Here is a 15,663-nt window from a genome sequence, read left to right on the forward strand (position 1 = left end):
CGCCTCCCCCCACTCCAAACAAAAGGGGCGCGGCCGCGGCGGAAATGCTGCGACCGCGCCCCTGCTGTGCTACGTGAGGCTCACGCCAGGTTCGCGAATCGCGAGTTAGGCGACGAACTTCTCGAAGTACTTGATGGTGCGGACCATCTGGGAGGTGTAGGAGTTCTCGTTGTCGTACCAAGAGGTGACCTGAACGAGGCTCTGGCCATTGCCGAGGTCCTGGACCATGGTCTGGGTGGCGTCGAAGATGGAACCGTGGGTCTCGCCGACGATGTCGCGGGACACGATGTCGTCCTCGTTGTAGCCGAAGGTCTCGGGGATGGTCTCGGCGTAGGCCTTCATGGCAGCGTTGACCTCGTCGACGGTAACGGTCTTGTCAACGACGGCGTAGAGGTTGGTGAGCGAGCCGGTCGGCGTCGGGACGCGCTGGGCGGCACCGATGAGCTTGCCGTTGAGCTCCGGGAGGACCAGGCCGATGGCCTTGGCGGCACCCGTGCTGTTCGGGACGATGTTCTCGGAGCAGGCGCGGCTACGACGCTTGTTGCCCTTGCGCTGCGGGCCGTCGAGCGGCATCTGGTCGCCGGTGAAGGCGTGGATGGTGGTCATGATGCCGGAGACGATGGGGGCAAAGTCGTTCAGGCCCTTGGCCATCGGGGCGAGGCAGTTGGTGGTGCAGGAGGCAGCGGAGATGATGTTGTCATCAGCGGTGAGCTGCTCGTGGTTGACGTTGTAGACGATGGTCGGGAGGTCATTGCCGGCAGGAGCGGAGATGACGACCTTCTTGGCGCCAGCGTTGATGTGAGCCTGGGCCTTGGCCTTGGAGGTGTAGAAGCCGGTGCACTCGAGGACGACGTCGACGCCGAGCTCGCCCCACGGGAGGTTGTTGGCGTCGGCCTCCTTGTAGATGGTGATCTTCTTGCCGTCGACGATGATGGCATCCTCGGTGGCCTCGACCTTATGGTCACGAGAGTAGTTGCCCTGCGTGGAGTCATACTTCAGCAGGTAAGCGAGCATGTCCGGGGAGGTGAGGTCGTTGATGGCGACGATCTCGGAGCCCTCGTGACCGAACATCTGACGGAACGCCAGACGGCCAATGCGACCGAAGCCGTTGATAGCAACCTTAACTGCCATGCTTTCTCCTTTCGAAGGCCCTCTGGACGCCCCTTGCGCCCTGTGGGCCACACGTTGGAACACCGTTGGTTATAGTACCGCTTCTTTTGCGATTCGAGTCACTCAACGCGTAATGAGATTGAAAAAAAATGCTGCTTGAGCTGCGAAATGTCTACTGATTTCTGGACACCTCGATAAGTTGTACAGCCCTCGATATACAGGCTGGGAACAGTTTTCAGACCATTTCTCAATGTGACGCAACGGTCGGGTTGCCGCATGTCCGGAATCGGGGGACCAGCAAGCCACAACCTCAGTCGACCGATGGGGAGGCAAGGCAGCGGGAATGCGGCTCGAGGCCATCTCAACAGACGCACGATTGCCTCAACGGTCGCCCGATTGTCTCGGCAGCCATTAGATTGCCCCAGCAGCCAGTCAATTACTTCAGCAGCTGCTCGAGGCGGAGCACACGATGGTAGAGGGCGCTCTTGCTCATGGGCGGGTCCATAGCCTGGCCAAGATCGCGGAGCGACAGGTCCGGATACGCGCGCCGAGCGCGGCAGAAATCCGCGAGCGCGGGCGGTAGCGTGTCCAGGCCCACCTCGCGCTCGACTCGGTCGATGAGCTCGATCTGGCTCGCCGCAGCGCCGGTGCTCCGCGCCTGGTTGGCCATCTCGGCGTTGACGCGGCGGTTCACGTCGTTCTTCACGGACTTCATGACGCGAACGTTCTCCACGGCCAGGGCCGTGCGGCTCGCGCCGATGATGGCGAGCAGACGCACGATGTCATCAAAGCTCTTGAGGTAGATGGCGTAGGCCCCGCGTCGCTTGTTGACGCGGGCGGTCACGCCCTCGTCGTCCAGGAGCTCCACGAGGTCTGCGGCAAGCTCCTCGCCCGTGACGGCGATCTCCAGGTGGAAGTCTCCGCGTGGGTCCGCGATGAAGCCACCCGCCATGAAGGCCCCGCGCAGGTAGGATGCACGACAGCAGGGACGCGCCACCACGCGCGCCGCCACGCCGGAGGCAAGCCCCTGTCCCAGCACGAGCACGCCCATCTTGATGAGCGCCTGCTCGAGGCCCTTCTGCTCGGGAATCTCGATGAGGTAGTTGCGCGTCTTGTGCAGGTTGGAGCGGCGCACGGTGAGCGTGGTCTCCAGGTCAAAGATCGTGTGGGCAAGCCGGATGACCGTGCGCGCCACGGCACCCGTCTCGGTGGAGACGCGGATGGCGTAGTTGCCCGACCCGCGAAACGACAGCGCGCCGCAGACGCGCACCATCGCCGCGAGCTCGGCCACGTCACACTCGGGACACGTGCCCTCCACGCGGGAGAGCTCGTCTTTTACCTCGGCCGTGAACGACACGCTACTGCCTCTCCGCGCGTGGCAGGTCGCGGTGCGCCACGTCCACGCGATAGCCCTGGGCCGCGAGGTAGCTCGCCGTGGAGTTGGCGAGCGTCACGGAGCGGTGCTGGCCACCCGTGCAGCCGATGGCGATGGAGAGCTGGCTCTTGCCCTCGGCCACGTAGCCCGGCATCACGGCGTCGAGCAGGTCATACCAGGCCTTGAGGAAGTGCTTGGTCTCGGGCCTGCCCAGGACATAGCTGTAGACCTTCTCGTCCATGCCCGTGAGCGCGCGCATCTCGGGGTCGTAGTAGGGGTTGGGCAGGAAGCGCACGTCCATCACGAGGTCGGCCTCCACGGGCATGCCGTACTTGAAGCCAAAGGAGAAGACGTGAACCTCGAGCAACTGCTGGTCGGAGAGCTCGCTAAAGAGCCCCTGGATGCGCCGGCGCAGCTGGATGGGACGGTAGCCCGTGGTGTCAATGACGTAGTCCGCGCGCTCGCGCACGTCGGTGAGCTCGAGGCGCTCGCGGCGGATGGCCTCGGCGTTGCTCTCCCCCTCGCGCGCGAGGGGATGGCGGCGGCGCACGGAGCTGTAGCGGCGGCGGAGCACCTCGTCAGAGGCGTCCAGGTAGAGGATCTTGTAGGAGATGTCATGGTCTGCGAGGGCGTCCAGCGCGTCCATGAGCTCGTCGAAAAGGCCCTGGCTGCGCAGGTCGCACACAATGGCGAGGTGGCGGCCCACGCCCGAGTTGATGCCCACCACCTGCGCGAGCGTGAGCAAGAGGCGCGGCGGCAGGTTGTCGATGACGTAGTAGCCGAGGTCCTCGAAGGTGTGCATGGCCTCGGTGCGGCCAGCGCCGCTCATGCCGGTGATGACCACGACGTCTGGGATCGAGTCGGTCTTGGCGGGGCCGTCAGCCACGCGCGTGGTCTCGGGGCGCGCGTCGGCCGTCCTGCTCTCGTTCGTCATATGGCATCCCCCATCGTCATGAAAAAATGCCGCCGGGACGAATCCCGTCGGCCTTCCAGTATACCTGCGAGCCAGTCCCACCTAGCGGGTCCAGCGCTCAGGTGGCAGCTCCTGCATATCAGCAACGCCGCCCGGGCGTGGCAAACCCTACTTCTCGAGGCCAGACTCCTCTGGCGGAAGCGGCTTCTTCCAGAAGGAGAGGATGAGGCACGCCACCACAGAACCGATGATGCAGGCAACGAGCCACATGAGCCAGTTGCCGATGACCGGGGTCACCCAGGCGCCACCGTGGGGAGCGGGGCTCGTGCAGCCAAAGGCCGCGGAGAGCGCGCCGGCGACGGCGGAGCCGACGATGCAGCTCGGCAGGACGTGCAGCGGGTCGGCAGCCGCGAACGGAATGGCGCCCTCAGAGATGAAGGACAGGCCCATGATGTAGTTCACGAAGCCGGCGTTGCGATCGGACTTGGTCCAGCGATCCTTGAAGAACGTGGTGGACAGGGCGATGGCGATGGGCGGAACCATGCCACCGACCATGACGGAGGCCATGATGACCTGACCGGTGGTGCCAAGGCCGGAGCTCGGGTCGAGGGCGGCGGTGCCGAAGACGTAGGCAGCCTTGTTGAAGGGGCCACCCATGTCGATGGACATCATGCCACCGAGCACGAGGCCGAGCACGACGATGTTACCGGTGCCGAGGCCCTTGAGGAAGCCGTTCAGGCCGGTGTTGATGAGCGCGAACAGCGGGTTGAGCGCGAGCATCACGAGACCGATGGCAAGCACGCCGAGCACAGGGTAGATGAGCATCGGCTTGATGCCCTCGAGCGAGGCGGGCAGCTTGTCGCACGCCTTCTCGATGGCGAGGGTCAGGTAGCCAGCGGCAAAGCCGGCGAACAGGGCCGCGATGAAGCCGCCGGAGATGAGCGTGGCCTGGGCAGCGTCACCGGAAAGCTCGGGCGCGAAGGCCAGGTAGCCAAAGCTGTAGCCGGCCTTAGCGAACACGCCGCCAACGAAGCCGGGCGCAAGGCCGGGACGGTCGGCAATGGACATGGAGATGTAGGCCGCGAGAATCGGGAGCATGAAGCCGAAGGCCTCGCCGCCGATGGTCTTGAACAGGGCCGCGAGCGGCGTGGAGGAGCCGTAGGCGGCGGTGCCCAGGCCAGGCTGGTCGAGCAGGAACGCGATGGCGGTGAGGATGCCGCCGCCAATCACGAACGGCAGCATGTGGGAGACGCCGTTCATGAGGTCCTTGTAGACCTTGCGGCCCACAGACTCCTTCTCGCCCGCGGCGGGAGCGGCATCAGCGCCGGCACCGGAGCCGTGGTGGATGGGGGCCTCGCCGTTCAGGATGATGTTGACGAGCTTCTCGGGGGCATTGAAGCCCTGGGAGACGGGGCAGCTATAGACCGGCTTGCCGTCGAAGCGATCGAGGTTGACGTTCTTGTCGGCCGCGATGATGACGCCCTTGGCGCCGGCGATGTCTTCGGCGGTGAGCACGTTCTTGGCGCCACCCGAGCCCTGGGTCTCGACCTTGATGCGGACGCCCATCTTCTTGGCCTGCTGCTCGAGGCCCTCGGCAGCCATGTAGGTGTGGGCGATGCCCGTGGGGCAAGCGGTAATGGCCACGACGTCATAGCCGGTCTTGGTCTCGTCGGCGGCGACAAGCGCCGCCTGGGCGGCATGCTTGGCCTCCTCGGCGGCAATCTTGGCACCCTCGGCCTTGTCGATGACGGCGCGGAACTCCTCCGACGTCCTGGCGGCGCGCAGGTCGTCGCGGAACTGCTCGTCCATGAGCAGCATGGACAGGCGGGCCAACACCTCAAGGTGAACGTCGGCCTTGGTGTCCGGCGCGGCGATGAGGAACATCAGGTTGGTGGGCCGGCCGTCCGGGGAGTCGTAGTCGACGCCGTCGGGCAGGGTCATCGCGGCCAGGCCGGGCGCGGAAATCGCGGCGGTCTTGGCGTGCGGGATGGCGATGCCCTCGCCAAGCGCCGTGGTGCTCTCGGCCTCGCGGGCGCGGACGGCAGCCTTATAGCCCTCGACGTCGACGACGTTGCCCTCGTTGCACATGAGCGCGACGAGTTTGTCGATGGCATCCTCCTTGCTGGCTGCGGCACCTCCGATCTTGATGGCCTCAGGCTTGAGCAGGTCGTTGATTCTCATGCTTCCTACCTTTCTCTCACGGGGACGACCCCATGTTTGACACGCTTCGTACCTGTGACCCCCAAGCCTCGCCGGAGGCTTGGGACTACGGTACCGATTGGTTTGACCTGGGTGACTCCGGTTGCTTGTCGGAGGCACGCTCACGCCGTAGGGCCCTGCATGGCTCAGAAAAACTAGTTGGCGGCCATGAGGGCTTCGACCTCGTCGCGGCGGGCGAGATGGTCGGAGAAGGCGCTGGCGCTACCGGCGGCGAGGCCCATCTTGAAGGCGGTCTCGTAGGAGCCGGTCTCGATGAGGCCAGCCAGGAAGCCCGCCACGGAGGAGTCGCCGGCGCCCACGGAGTTCACCACGGTGCCCTTGGCGGCCGGGCTCTGGAAGACCGAGCCGTCGTCGCCCACGAAGACGCCGCCCTCGCCCGCCATGGAGACGAGCACGTTCTGGGCACCCCTCTCCTGGAGCTTCTTGGCGTACGGAATGACTTCGTCGCGCGTCTTGAGCTCGACGCCAAAGATCTCGCCCAGCTCGAAGTTGTTGGGCTTGACGAGGAACGGGCGCAGCGGCAGCACCTTTGTGAGCAGGTCGCGCTCGGCGTCGACCACGATGCGGACGCCACGGCCGGCCAGGCGCTCCATGATTCGCTCGTACATGTCGCCGGGCAGCGTGTTGGGCACCGAGCCCGAGATGACGAGCGTGTCACCCTCGCCGAGGGCATCGAGCTTGGCGTAGAGCTCCTTGATGTTGGCCTCGGTGATCTTGGGACCCTGACCGTTGAGCTCGGTCTCCTCGTTGGACTTGATCTTGGCGTTGATGCGGCTCATGCCCTCGTCCACCTGGATGAAGTCCGCGTCAACGCCGCCCTCGGAGACGAGGCGGGCAATCTCGGCGCCGGTGAAGCCGGCAAGGAAGCCCAGCGCGCGGCTCTTGTGGCCCAGGTTGCCGAGAACGATGGACACGTTGATGCCCTTGCCGCCCGGCAGCGCCTGCTCGTAGGTGGTGCGGTTGATGACGCCGAGGCGCATGTCGTCAACGCGCACGATGTAGTCGATTGACGGGTTGAACGTGACGGTGCAGATCATTTCCCTACCTCCATGATGTTCTCGAAGGCCTCGAAGGCGCGCGGCCTGTAATCAGTGAGGATGGTGGCATCGGTGAAGTCGGCGAAGGTGACCGGCGCTATGCGATCGAACTTGCTGGCGTCGGCGAGGACGAAGCGACGGTCGCAGCGCGCCATGGAGAGGCGCTTGACCATGGCCTCGCTGCGATCCGGGGTGGTGAGGCCCCGCTCGGCGGAGATACCGTTGGTGCCCCAGAAGCCGATGGTGAAGTTCATGCGCTCAAGACACTCAAGCGCCTCGGGGCCTACGAGCGCCTCGGTGACGCCCTTGAGCTCGCCCCCGATGACCACAACCCGCATGCCGCGAGAGACGAGCTTCAACGCGTGGGAGACGGAGCCGGTGACGTAGGAGGCGCGAACCTCGCCGAGGCAGTCGATGAGCCCGTCGGTGGTGGAGCCGGCGTCGATGTAGACGAAGTCGTCCGGCGAGATGAGCGAGGCGGCATACTCGGCGATAAGGCGCTTCTCGGAGATGTTGAGCGAGTAGCGCTCGGCCACGTCCACGTCTCGCGTGACGTGGACCTTCTCGACGCTCGTGGCGCCTCCGTGCACCTTCACGAGCTTGCGCGCGGCGTCGAGCTTCTCGAGGTCACGGCGAATCGTGGATTCGGAGATGCCCAGGGTCTCGGCAAGGTCCGGCACGGTGGCGCTGCCGTTTTCCGAGACCATCTCGACGATCTTTGCATGGCGGTCCTCAGCGAGCACGTGTGCCTCCTCAATGATGCTCGGTCCTTTCGCTGCGAGCGTGAGTATCGCGCAAATTTGCGCGTTCGTGCGCGTCTTTGCGTACTCTTGAACGTAAGTGGTGGATTTCGCCCGGTGAACGGTAGGGGCCGTGCGCGATTCTGCGCAAAATGGGGCGAGGGATGACTCCCCCGCCCCTTCGGACGAAACCACGAGCGCAATCACGATGCCCGCGCGCGCAGTGGCTCCCTGCCCCTTTGGACGAAACGCGCCTGCGTCTGCCACAAAGATGCGGGCCGCCGAACAGGGAGCCTCTGCCGCGCACCTCGCCCGCAAGAAAGCCACGGTCTCGCGGGGCAGCGTCTGCCGCAGATGACTGCAGCAGGTGGCTGCCGCAGGCGGCTTGCGCCTCTCCTAGCGGCGAGCCAGACGCAGCCCAAGCTTGGCGAGCTCGGCGAGCGCCACCACCGAGGCCGCGAGCGCAAAGAGGCGCGCCCAGAGCTCGGCCGGGAGCGGCACCGTGCCAAAGAAGGCGCCGGCGCACTGCACCATCACCACCTGCAGCACAAAGGTGAGGCCCAGCACGACGGACACGAACACCACGATGACGCTCGCCACGTTGACCGTGAGCTGAAAGCTGATGAAGCGCTTGAAGTTCTCGTAGACGCCGCGACCCCAGCGGATGGCCTTGAGGGTGGTGGAGAAGGAGTCGTCCAGCAAAACGATGTCGCGGGCTTCCACGGCAACATGAGTCTCGTCAATGATGTCCAGCTCGACGGCGATGGCCGTGGCCGTAACGATGTTGTCTCCCGTGAGTATCTTGAGCGAGATGCCGGCGCAGCGGCACTCGGAGATGGCGTCGAGGACGTCCGCACGCAGGGGGTCTGCGATGGCAACGAAGCCGTCGAGGGTCATCGCAGTCTCGAGCGCGTCGTGGGAGAGCCCCTCCGGCGTGCCACCCTCCACGTACTTGTGGGCAAAGCCGAGCGCGCGATAGGCGTGGGCCTGGGCGTCGGCGATGGCAGCCTCGGTCTTGGCGCGAAGCTCGGGCTTCATGGCGCACATCTCCAGCACGCATTCGGGCGAGCCCTTCACGAGCGCCAGCGCCTCCACACCCTCCCGCACGAGCGTGGTCATGTGCTTCTCGTCAGACGAGAACAGCCACACCCGCTCGACAGCGGCGGCGTTGCGCTCGAGACCGTACTCGACGCCGGTCTGGGAGACAGCGGCGAGCAGACGACCGTCGGCAGGCACGTGGTCGCCGCTCGCGAGCTCCACGACGTCGCCCACGACGAGCTCCGTCTGGGAGATGACCTGCGCCTTACCCTCGCGGAGCACCCTCACCGTGACGTTGTCGTTGATGCGGCTCAGGCTTCTCGCGCGTGAGCTCGTTGGCCCCGTGAAGCTTGGCGGAGGCGCGCACCTCGCCGGGCGCGAGGCCCCGGGTGGCGTCGCAGCCAAGCTCGCGCAGCGCGTCATCGGCACTTGTCAGGTAGAACTTCATGGCACCCCTACTCCATCGCTGCGTGCGCGGCGCCGCGGGTGCGACGACGGCGGACGAGGGACGTGCCGCGACGTAACGGCACGCCCTGCCTGTCCGCGGCCCAGACGCGGTGCACGCCGCGACGGGCCGTGCGGGGACGGCCGCGCAAACCGCCCCCGCACAACGAAAGACCCCCACGCGGCACAAGCCACGCAGGGGTCTCGAACGCAAGCAAGACTCCATGCGCGGCACGGGGCCTCCCAAAGCGGGAGGCCCCGGTGGGCTCCACAACCTTGATCCGAGCGCATAGTTCGCGCGCTCGGCCTGGCTGCAGGCGCCCAAGCCACACATGAGTCTCGTATATTTAGGCATGCCAGACGCTCGCAGAGTTTCAATGCTCCGCAGGTCAGTATGTTGACAGGCCGCACCATAGGGTGCCAACTACTCCCTCAAGGGTATGTCAATCGGACGGCCGCTCTACACGAATCCCATCAGCGATGCAACAAGAAAAAACGAGTTGCAGGCCTCAAGCTGCGCGCCACTGAAAGGCCTCCGCCCGCATCGCTCCAACAAAGCAAGCGCCCCACCCCGACCTTGAACACGCGAGATTCCGCACGAGCCGAAGGTGACTAACTGTCACCTTCGCGCGAGTTCAGGTTTGCCTGAGCGCGTTCAAGGTCGAAGTGGGGCGCCCTCGGGATACGCCAGCGCGACAGACCGGCTACTCGTCCTTCAGCGTTGCGTACATGACCGCCTTGATGCTGTGCATGCGGTTCTCGGCCTCATCGAAGACCACCGAGCGCTCAGACTCGAAGACCTCGTCGGTGACCTCCATCTCGGCGAGGCCAAACTTCTCGTGCACGTCCTGGGCCGTGGTGGTGTTGAGGTCGTGAAAGCTCGGCAGGCAGTGCATGAAGACGGCGTCGTCAGCGGCCTTGGCCATGGCGGCGGCATTCACCTGGTACGGGGAGAGCAGCTTGATGCGCTCGGCCCAGAGGTCTGCGCTCTCGCCCATGGAGACCCAGATGTCGGTGTAGACCACGTTGGCGCCGGCGAGGCCTTCGTCCACGTCCTCGGTGAGCAGGATGCTCGAGCCGTTCTCCGCCGCAATCTCCCGGCACTGCTCCACCAGCTCGGCGTGCGGCATCTGGGCGACCGGCCCGCAGGCGCAGAAGTCCATGCCGAGCTTGGCGCAGACCACCATGAGCGAGTCGCCCACGTTGTTGCCCGCGTCGCCCATGAAGGTGAGCTTGAGGCCCTTGAGGTGGCCGAAGCGCTCGAGCACGGTGAGCATGTCGGCAATCATCTGCGTGGGGTGAAACTCGGTGGTGAGGCCGTTCCAGACGGGCACGCCCGCCTTGTCGGCGATCTGCTCGACGATGGCCTGGCCAAAGCCGCGGTACTCAATGCCGTCGTACATGCGGCCAAGCACGCGGGCCGTGTCCTCGATGGACTCCTTCTTGCCCATCTGCGAGCTCTTGGGGTCCAGGTACGTGACGCCCATGCCCAGGTCCATGGCGCCCACCTCGAAGCTGCAGCGCGTGCGCGTGGAGGTCTTCTCAAAGAGCAGCACCACGTTCTTGCCGTGCAGCCAGTCATGGGCCTGCTTGGCCTTCTTCATGGCCTTGAGCTCAGCTGCGAGGTCAATGAGGTAGCGGATCTCGTCCGGTGTGAAGTCCAGGAGCTTGAGGAAGTTCCTGCCGGAGAGGTTGATGCCCTTGGCCGCGGCGGCCTCGTCTGCCTTCGTGTGGTTCATGGTGTGACCCTTCTCGCATGTCTACCGGGCCGCGCGGCACCCCGCTTGGGCTCAGCTTGTTTCACCCGTATGCGTACTATTGTCGGTTCTATTCATGTTCTTGCATAATATGCCGTAAGAACAACATCTTCGCGATTATAGCGACGTCAAGATGCCGATTCAAGCACCTTCAGGCCCAGCGCAATACCTGACGCGCTGCACGACGCGCCGCCCAGTGCAATGCCCAGCCGGCCCTACAGCCGGTCGCGGACGAAGGGCATGGACATGCAGCGCGGGCCGCCGCGTCCGCGCGAGAGCTCGGAGCTCGGAAGCACCACGAGCTCCAGGCCTGCGCGGGCGAGCGCCTCGTTGGTGGCGGTGTTGCGCTGGTAGACGCAGATGCGGCCTGGGGCGATCGCCAGCGTGTTCGAGCCGTCGTTCCACTGCTCGCGTGCGGCGGCGATTGGGTCTCCCCCGCCGCAGCGGATGAGCCGCACGCCATCGAGGCCCAAGATGCGCGCCAGCACGCGCGCGAGCGACACGTCGACCTCCTCCACCGCAAGCTCGCCCTCGTGGGCGCCACGTGAGATGCGAAAGACCTGGAGCGTGCCGAGGACGCCCGGGTGGACGGTGAACTTGTCCACGTCAATCTGCGTAAGCACCGTGTCGAGGTGCATGAACGCCCGGCTCTCCGGAATGCGGAACGCCCAGACCTCCTCCACCGGGCACGCCTCGTCCCAGATGAGCCGCGCGGCGAGCGTGTCGATGGCGGCCGCCTCCGTGCGCTGGGACAGGCCCACCGCAACGGCGCGCTCGCCCAGCACGAGGACGTCACCACCCTCCACATGGTAGGTGAGGTCTCGGTCATACCAGAGTGGCACCTGACGGTACGCGGGATGGCACGCAAACAGGAAGCGGCCGTAGATGGTCTCGCGCCGGCGCGTGCGCTGATACATGCGGTTCAGACACACACCCGGGCCCACCACGCAGAACGGGTCCCGCGTGAAGTAGAGGTTGGGCATGGGGTCCACGATGAGCTCGGTGTCGGGCTCGGCCGCCTCGCCCACGAGCGAGGCCAGGGTCGTCGCGCCGGGCCGCCCCCAGAGCGCCCCGCCCCTGCCCTCGAGCGGCAGTTCCAGCTCGCGCTTGGAGATGCCCGCCATCGTCTTGAGCACGAGGTCATAGGGACTGGCGATGCCATCCAGGAGCTCGCGGATAGCGGCTAGGGCATAGCGGTCGTGCACGCCGCACTCGGCCAGAAACTGGCTCGTGAACTCCTGGCGCGCGCCCGGAACCGCCTCGAGGGCCTCTGCCACGAGGCGCTCGAGGTACAGCACCTCGACGCCCTCGCGACGCAGGAGCTCGGCAAAGCGGTCGTGCTCGGCCTGCGCCACCTCGAGGAAGGGGATGTCGTCGAACAGCAGGCGGCTGAGGTCGGACGGCACGAGGTTCAGAAGCTCCGCGCCCGGCCGGTGCAGGCACACACGACGCAGCCGTCCTATCTCGTTGGGAACGTCAAGCGGGAGGGCCCGGGAGCGGACGCTCCCGCCAGGGCGGCCGGCCTCGGGCACGGAGCCGAGCCCGTCATCCCCGGGCGCAGCGCCAAGCCCTCCGCCGTCGGGCGCAGCTCCGCCCCCGTCACCCCCTCGCGTGGAGCCCGGAATCACCATCCCCCGCCCATCGGGACGCACCGCGGGCGCGGCGGGGCCAACGGATTCTCGTGTGTCAGACATGGCGCTCCCCACTCGACGGCTCTCGGACGACGGCAACAACCAGGCCATCTGCCCAACGACCCTCGGGCGGCCACGACCCGCATGGCCGCCCACCCAGCTGCTCCCGGGCAACCACGACCGCGCGGCAGCCCTACATATATGTAGTTAGTCTACGCCGCTATGCACTTCCTTACCGAACCGTTACAACATTGGAACGTGGACACCCTTCATACTGCCGATACTTATGGTTGGTACCATCGCACTACGTTTGGAAGAGACGAAAGAGGACGCACCCACATGGGCAAGGACAAGATCGAGAGCGATGCGAAGGAATCCACGGACAAGGTGCTCGGCCGCAAGGCTGCCGAGTTCGCCGACGAAGCTCAGCTCGCCGGCGACCCCGAGGCCGCCGCAAAGACCCACAAGGCCAAGCGCGACTTCTCCTACACGCAGAATCGCGAGGTGAGCTGGTTGCGCTTCGATGACCGCGTGCTCGATGAGGCCTTCGACGAGAGCGTGCCGCTCTACGAGCGCATCAAGTTCTGCGCCATCTTCCAGTCCAACATGGACGAGTGGTTCATGATTCGCGTCGGCGGCCTGTCCGACCTCGCCGAGCTCAAGCACCAGCCGGCGGACAACAAGTCCAACGAGACGCCGTCGGAGCAGCTCGCCACACTCTTTGACCTGCTACCCGGCATGTACCGCCGTCGCGAGGGATGCCTCAAGGACCTCGAGGCGCAGCTTGCCGCCAAGGGCGTCGAGCGCGTGAAGCCTGCGGACTACACCGAGGCCGACCGTCTCGCCACCGTTCGGCGCTTCGCCACCTCGCTAGCCCCGATTCTCTCGCCCATGATCGTGGACCCTCGCCACCCCTTCCCCAACCTGCGCAACGACGTGCTCTACGTGGCGTGCTCGCTCGACGGCGAGAGCGAGCAGGGCATGCTCGGCGTGGTTGAGGTGCCGCCCGCGGCGCAGCGCGTCGTGTGGCTGCCGGCGCCCGAGGGCCACGTTCGCTACACACTCGTTGAGGACGTGGTGCGCGCAAACCTCGACCAGTGCTTCGGCACCTACGTGCCCACGAGCTCTGCCGTGGTGCGCGTCACCCGCAACGCCGACATCGACCCTGACGGCGAGGGCGTCGAGGAGGAGGAGGACTACCGCCAGCACATGAAGAAGGTGCTGAAGCTGCGCAGCCGCCTCCAGCCCGTCCGCATGGAGCTCGAGGGCGACCTTCCCGAGGACCTCGTGACCTTCGTGCGCAAGGAGCTCGAGCTCGAGAAGCGCCGCGTGTTCCGCCTCACCACCCCGGCCGACCTCTCCTATGTGTTCGCCATCGAGGGTAAGCTGCCGCCCGCCCGCAAGAGCTCGCTCACCTTCTCGCCGTTCGAGCCGCAGGAGTCGCCGATGGTCAAGCCCGGGGTGCCGATGCGCCCGCAGGTGGAGGACCACGACGTGCTGCTGTGCTACCCGTACGAGGGCATGGGCCCGCTGCTGCGCCTGCTGCACGAGGCCGCCAACGACGACGACTGCATCTCCATCAAGATCACGCTCTACCGCGTGGCGCGCCACAGCCGCCTGTGTGAGAGCCTCGTGACCGCCGTCGAGAACGGCAAGGAGGTCACGGTCCTCATGGAGCTGCGCGCCCGCTTTGACGAGCAGAACAACATCGAGTGGGCCGAGCGCCTCGAGGAGGCGGGCTGCACCGTCATCTACGGCTCCGAGGGCTTCAAGTGCCACTCGAAGATCTGCCAGATCACCTACCACGACTCCAAGGGCATCAGTCGCATCACCTGCCTCGGCACCGGCAACTTCAACGAGAAGACGGCGCGCCTCTACAGCGACTTCATGTTGCTCACGGCACACCCCGGCATCGCCGAGGACGGCAATGCCTTCTTCCGTAACCTCTCGCTCGGCAACCTCCGCGGCTCCTACCGCTACCTGGGCGTGGCGCCCGTAGGCCTGAAGCCGCTCGTCATGCGCGGCATCGACCGCGAGATCAGCCGCGCCCGCGCCGGCCAACCCGCGCAGGTGTTCCTCAAGATGAACTCGCTCACGGACCGCGACGTCATCGATCGCCTCGCCGAGGCGAGCCAGGCGGGCGTCAAGGTGATCATGATCGTGCGCGGCATCTGCTGCATGCTCCCCGGCGTAAAGGGGCGCACCGGGGGCATCGAGATTCGCCAGATTGTGGGACGGCTGCTGGAGCACGCGCGTGTCTACGCGTTTGGCGTGGAGACCGACACCATCTACCTCTCCAGCGCCGACATGATGACGCGCAACACCGAACGCCGCGTGGAGATTGCCTACCCGGTGCTCGACCCCACCTGCCGCGACATGGTCATCCAGTACATGGACCTGCAGCTGGCCGACAACGTAAAGGCGCGCAGGCTCACGAGCGAGGGCACCTGGGAGCGCGTGCCGCGCGAGGAGGGCGCAACCGAGATCAACTGCCAGGAGGTGCTGATCGCCGTTGCCCACACCAGGGCCCGCATCGCGCGCGGCCAGGAGGTTGACGCGGCGACCCTGTCCCCCGTGCTCGCGTCGCTGCCGGCGCGCGTGGTGGACGCGGTGCTTGCCCGCGCAGGCTCGACGGGCCTGCCCACGAGCCTGCGCGGCAGGAGCGGCGCCGCCGGCGAGCAGAACAACCTCGTCTCGAGCGTGGCGGCTGAGCCCACGTGGACGTCTGGCGAGGTTGCAACGGAGGCGCCCGACACCAAAGCCGAGGCCGAGCAGGCTGTGACCGAGACCGTTCCCACCGCCGAGCAGCCAGCGGGCGAGAGGCCCGAGACCGCCGCCACGGCTGAGACGCCGAAGGCGGAGGAGTCCAAGGAGCCGCAGCCGGCAACCAGCGTCAAGGCGCACGTCATCGAGGAGCCCACGCCCCAGAGGGAGCCGGTGGCAAGCTATCCCACCACGGTGGTGGCTAAGATTGCGCGCCAGCCCCACGGACGCGTGTCCACGGCGCTCGCCCTCTTTGGCCTGGGCTTCAAGACGCTCTTTGGGGGCACGCCGAAGCGCAGGTAGCAGGGACCAGGCGCCCGCAGCCGTCACCGAGTTCGAACCGTTTGCGCCTGCGTAGGCGGTTCGCCCACACGTAGTCGGCGCCCGTGTCGCTCGCGCACGCGGCCTCGCGCCGAAGCGCAAGTAGCGCCCGTGCGCGGATACGCGCCCGCAAACTGGTACGGGCCGAGCGAGGCGCGCAACACTAGAAACTCAAAATATAATAACGGGGCACTTTTAAGCTCCGCAGCCTCCCGAAGAGCCGCACATTGGCCTTCGGGAGGCTCCTTTTTGCGGCATTTTCCTGCTCGACCGCACCGCAACGGGCAGAAAGTGCCGCAAACGCCGCATAATGA

At 66.1% G+C, this 15,663-nt stretch carries 11 protein-coding genes; 1 reads left to right on the forward strand and 10 read right to left on the reverse strand.

The genetic code is table 11. From position 1 onward, the window contains the following. Nucleotides 1-105: 105 nt before the first annotated feature. From gap to EFAMC2_RS04315, 10 genes are all read right to left on the reverse strand, one after another. Nucleotides 106-1,131, reverse strand: a complete 1,026-nt coding sequence (gene gap, locus EFAMC2_RS04270; protein WP_154027417.1) for a type I glyceraldehyde-3-phosphate dehydrogenase — start codon at nucleotides 1,129-1,131, stop codon at nucleotides 106-108. Nucleotides 1,132-1,546: 415 nt separating this feature from the next. Then, complete coding sequence (gene whiA, locus EFAMC2_RS04275) at nucleotides 1,547-2,467, reverse strand: DNA-binding protein WhiA (RefSeq protein ID WP_154027419.1); 921 nt, start codon at nucleotides 2,465-2,467, stop codon at nucleotides 1,547-1,549. A 1-nt stretch (nucleotide 2,468) separates the two neighbouring features. Further along, nucleotides 2,469-3,419, reverse strand: coding sequence for an RNase adapter RapZ (rapZ, locus tag EFAMC2_RS04280; protein ID WP_154027421.1), 951 nt, complete (start codon nucleotides 3,417-3,419; stop codon nucleotides 2,469-2,471). Between the two features lie 147 nt (nucleotides 3,420-3,566). Further along, nucleotides 3,567-5,579 carry a fructose-specific PTS transporter subunit EIIC gene (locus EFAMC2_RS04285; protein WP_154027423.1) on the reverse strand — a complete coding sequence of 671 codons (2,013 nt, stop codon included), beginning with the start codon at nucleotides 5,577-5,579 and terminating at the stop codon, nucleotides 3,567-3,569. Nucleotides 5,580-5,752: 173 nt separating this feature from the next. Further along, entirely contained in the window at nucleotides 5,753-6,655 is a 903-nt protein-coding gene (gene pfkB / locus EFAMC2_RS04290) for a 1-phosphofructokinase (protein WP_154027425.1), read from the reverse strand. Further along, nucleotides 6,652-7,398: a DeoR/GlpR family DNA-binding transcription regulator gene (locus EFAMC2_RS04295; RefSeq protein WP_154027426.1), complete on the reverse strand. Its 747-nt coding sequence runs from the start codon at nucleotides 7,396-7,398 to the stop codon at nucleotides 6,652-6,654. Before EFAMC2_RS04295 ends, pfkB begins: the two co-directional genes overlap by 4 nt. A 393-nt stretch (nucleotides 7,399-7,791) precedes the next feature. After that, entirely contained in the window at nucleotides 7,792-8,721 is a 930-nt protein-coding gene (locus EFAMC2_RS04300; RefSeq protein ID WP_187325144.1) for an HAD family hydrolase, read from the reverse strand. Next, complete coding sequence (locus EFAMC2_RS04305; protein ID WP_187325145.1) at nucleotides 8,699-8,881, reverse strand: cation-transporting P-type ATPase; 183 nt, start codon at nucleotides 8,879-8,881, stop codon at nucleotides 8,699-8,701. Before EFAMC2_RS04305 ends, EFAMC2_RS04300 begins: the two co-directional genes overlap by 23 nt. Nucleotides 8,882-9,581: 700 nt before the next feature. Then, nucleotides 9,582-10,616 (reverse strand): ornithine carbamoyltransferase, encoded by a 1,035-nt coding sequence (gene argF / locus EFAMC2_RS04310; protein ID WP_154027431.1) that lies wholly within the window; start codon nucleotides 10,614-10,616, stop codon nucleotides 9,582-9,584. 233 nt (nucleotides 10,617-10,849) lie between these two features. Continuing rightward, on the reverse strand, nucleotides 10,850-12,328 hold the full coding sequence (locus tag EFAMC2_RS04315) for an arginine deiminase (protein WP_261980062.1): 1,479 nt from the start codon (nucleotides 12,326-12,328) through the stop codon (nucleotides 10,850-10,852). Nucleotides 12,329-12,604: 276 nt separating this feature from the next. Here EFAMC2_RS04315 and ppk1 point away from each other — a divergent pair, with 276 nt between their 5' ends. Further along, the gene (gene ppk1, locus EFAMC2_RS04320; RefSeq protein ID WP_154027433.1) at nucleotides 12,605-15,331 is read left to right on the forward strand and encodes a polyphosphate kinase 1; all 2,727 of its coding nucleotides are present in this window, start codon (nucleotides 12,605-12,607) and stop codon (nucleotides 15,329-15,331) included. Nucleotides 15,332-15,663: the final 332 nt, after the last annotated feature.

This window comes from Olsenella uli (genome assembly GCF_901212655.1).
Classification (GTDB): domain Bacteria; phylum Actinomycetota; class Coriobacteriia; order Coriobacteriales; family Atopobiaceae; genus Parolsenella; species Parolsenella uli_A.

Coding starts and splice junctions, on each gene's coding strand:
- argF (WP_154027431.1), bottom strand. CDS start 10,616: ATGAACCACACGAAGGCAGACGAGGCCGCCGCGGCCAAGGGCATCAAC.
- EFAMC2_RS04285 (WP_154027423.1), bottom strand. CDS start 5,579: ATGAGAATCAACGACCTGCTCAAGCCTGAGGCCATCAAGATCGGAGGT.
- ppk1 (WP_154027433.1), top strand. CDS start 12,605: ATGGGCAAGGACAAGATCGAGAGCGATGCGAAGGAATCCACGGACAAG.
- EFAMC2_RS04305 (WP_187325145.1), bottom strand. CDS start 8,881: ATGAAGTTCTACCTGACAAGTGCCGATGACGCGCTGCGCGAGCTTGGC.
- rapZ (WP_154027421.1), bottom strand. CDS start 3,419: ATGACGAACGAGAGCAGGACGGCCGACGCGCGCCCCGAGACCACGCGC.
- gap (WP_154027417.1), bottom strand. CDS start 1,131: ATGGCAGTTAAGGTTGCTATCAACGGCTTCGGTCGCATTGGCCGTCTG.
- EFAMC2_RS04315 (WP_261980062.1), bottom strand. CDS start 12,328: ATGTCTGACACACGAGAATCCGTTGGCCCCGCCGCGCCCGCGGTGCGT.
- pfkB (WP_154027425.1), bottom strand. CDS start 6,655: ATGATCTGCACCGTCACGTTCAACCCGTCAATCGACTACATCGTGCGC.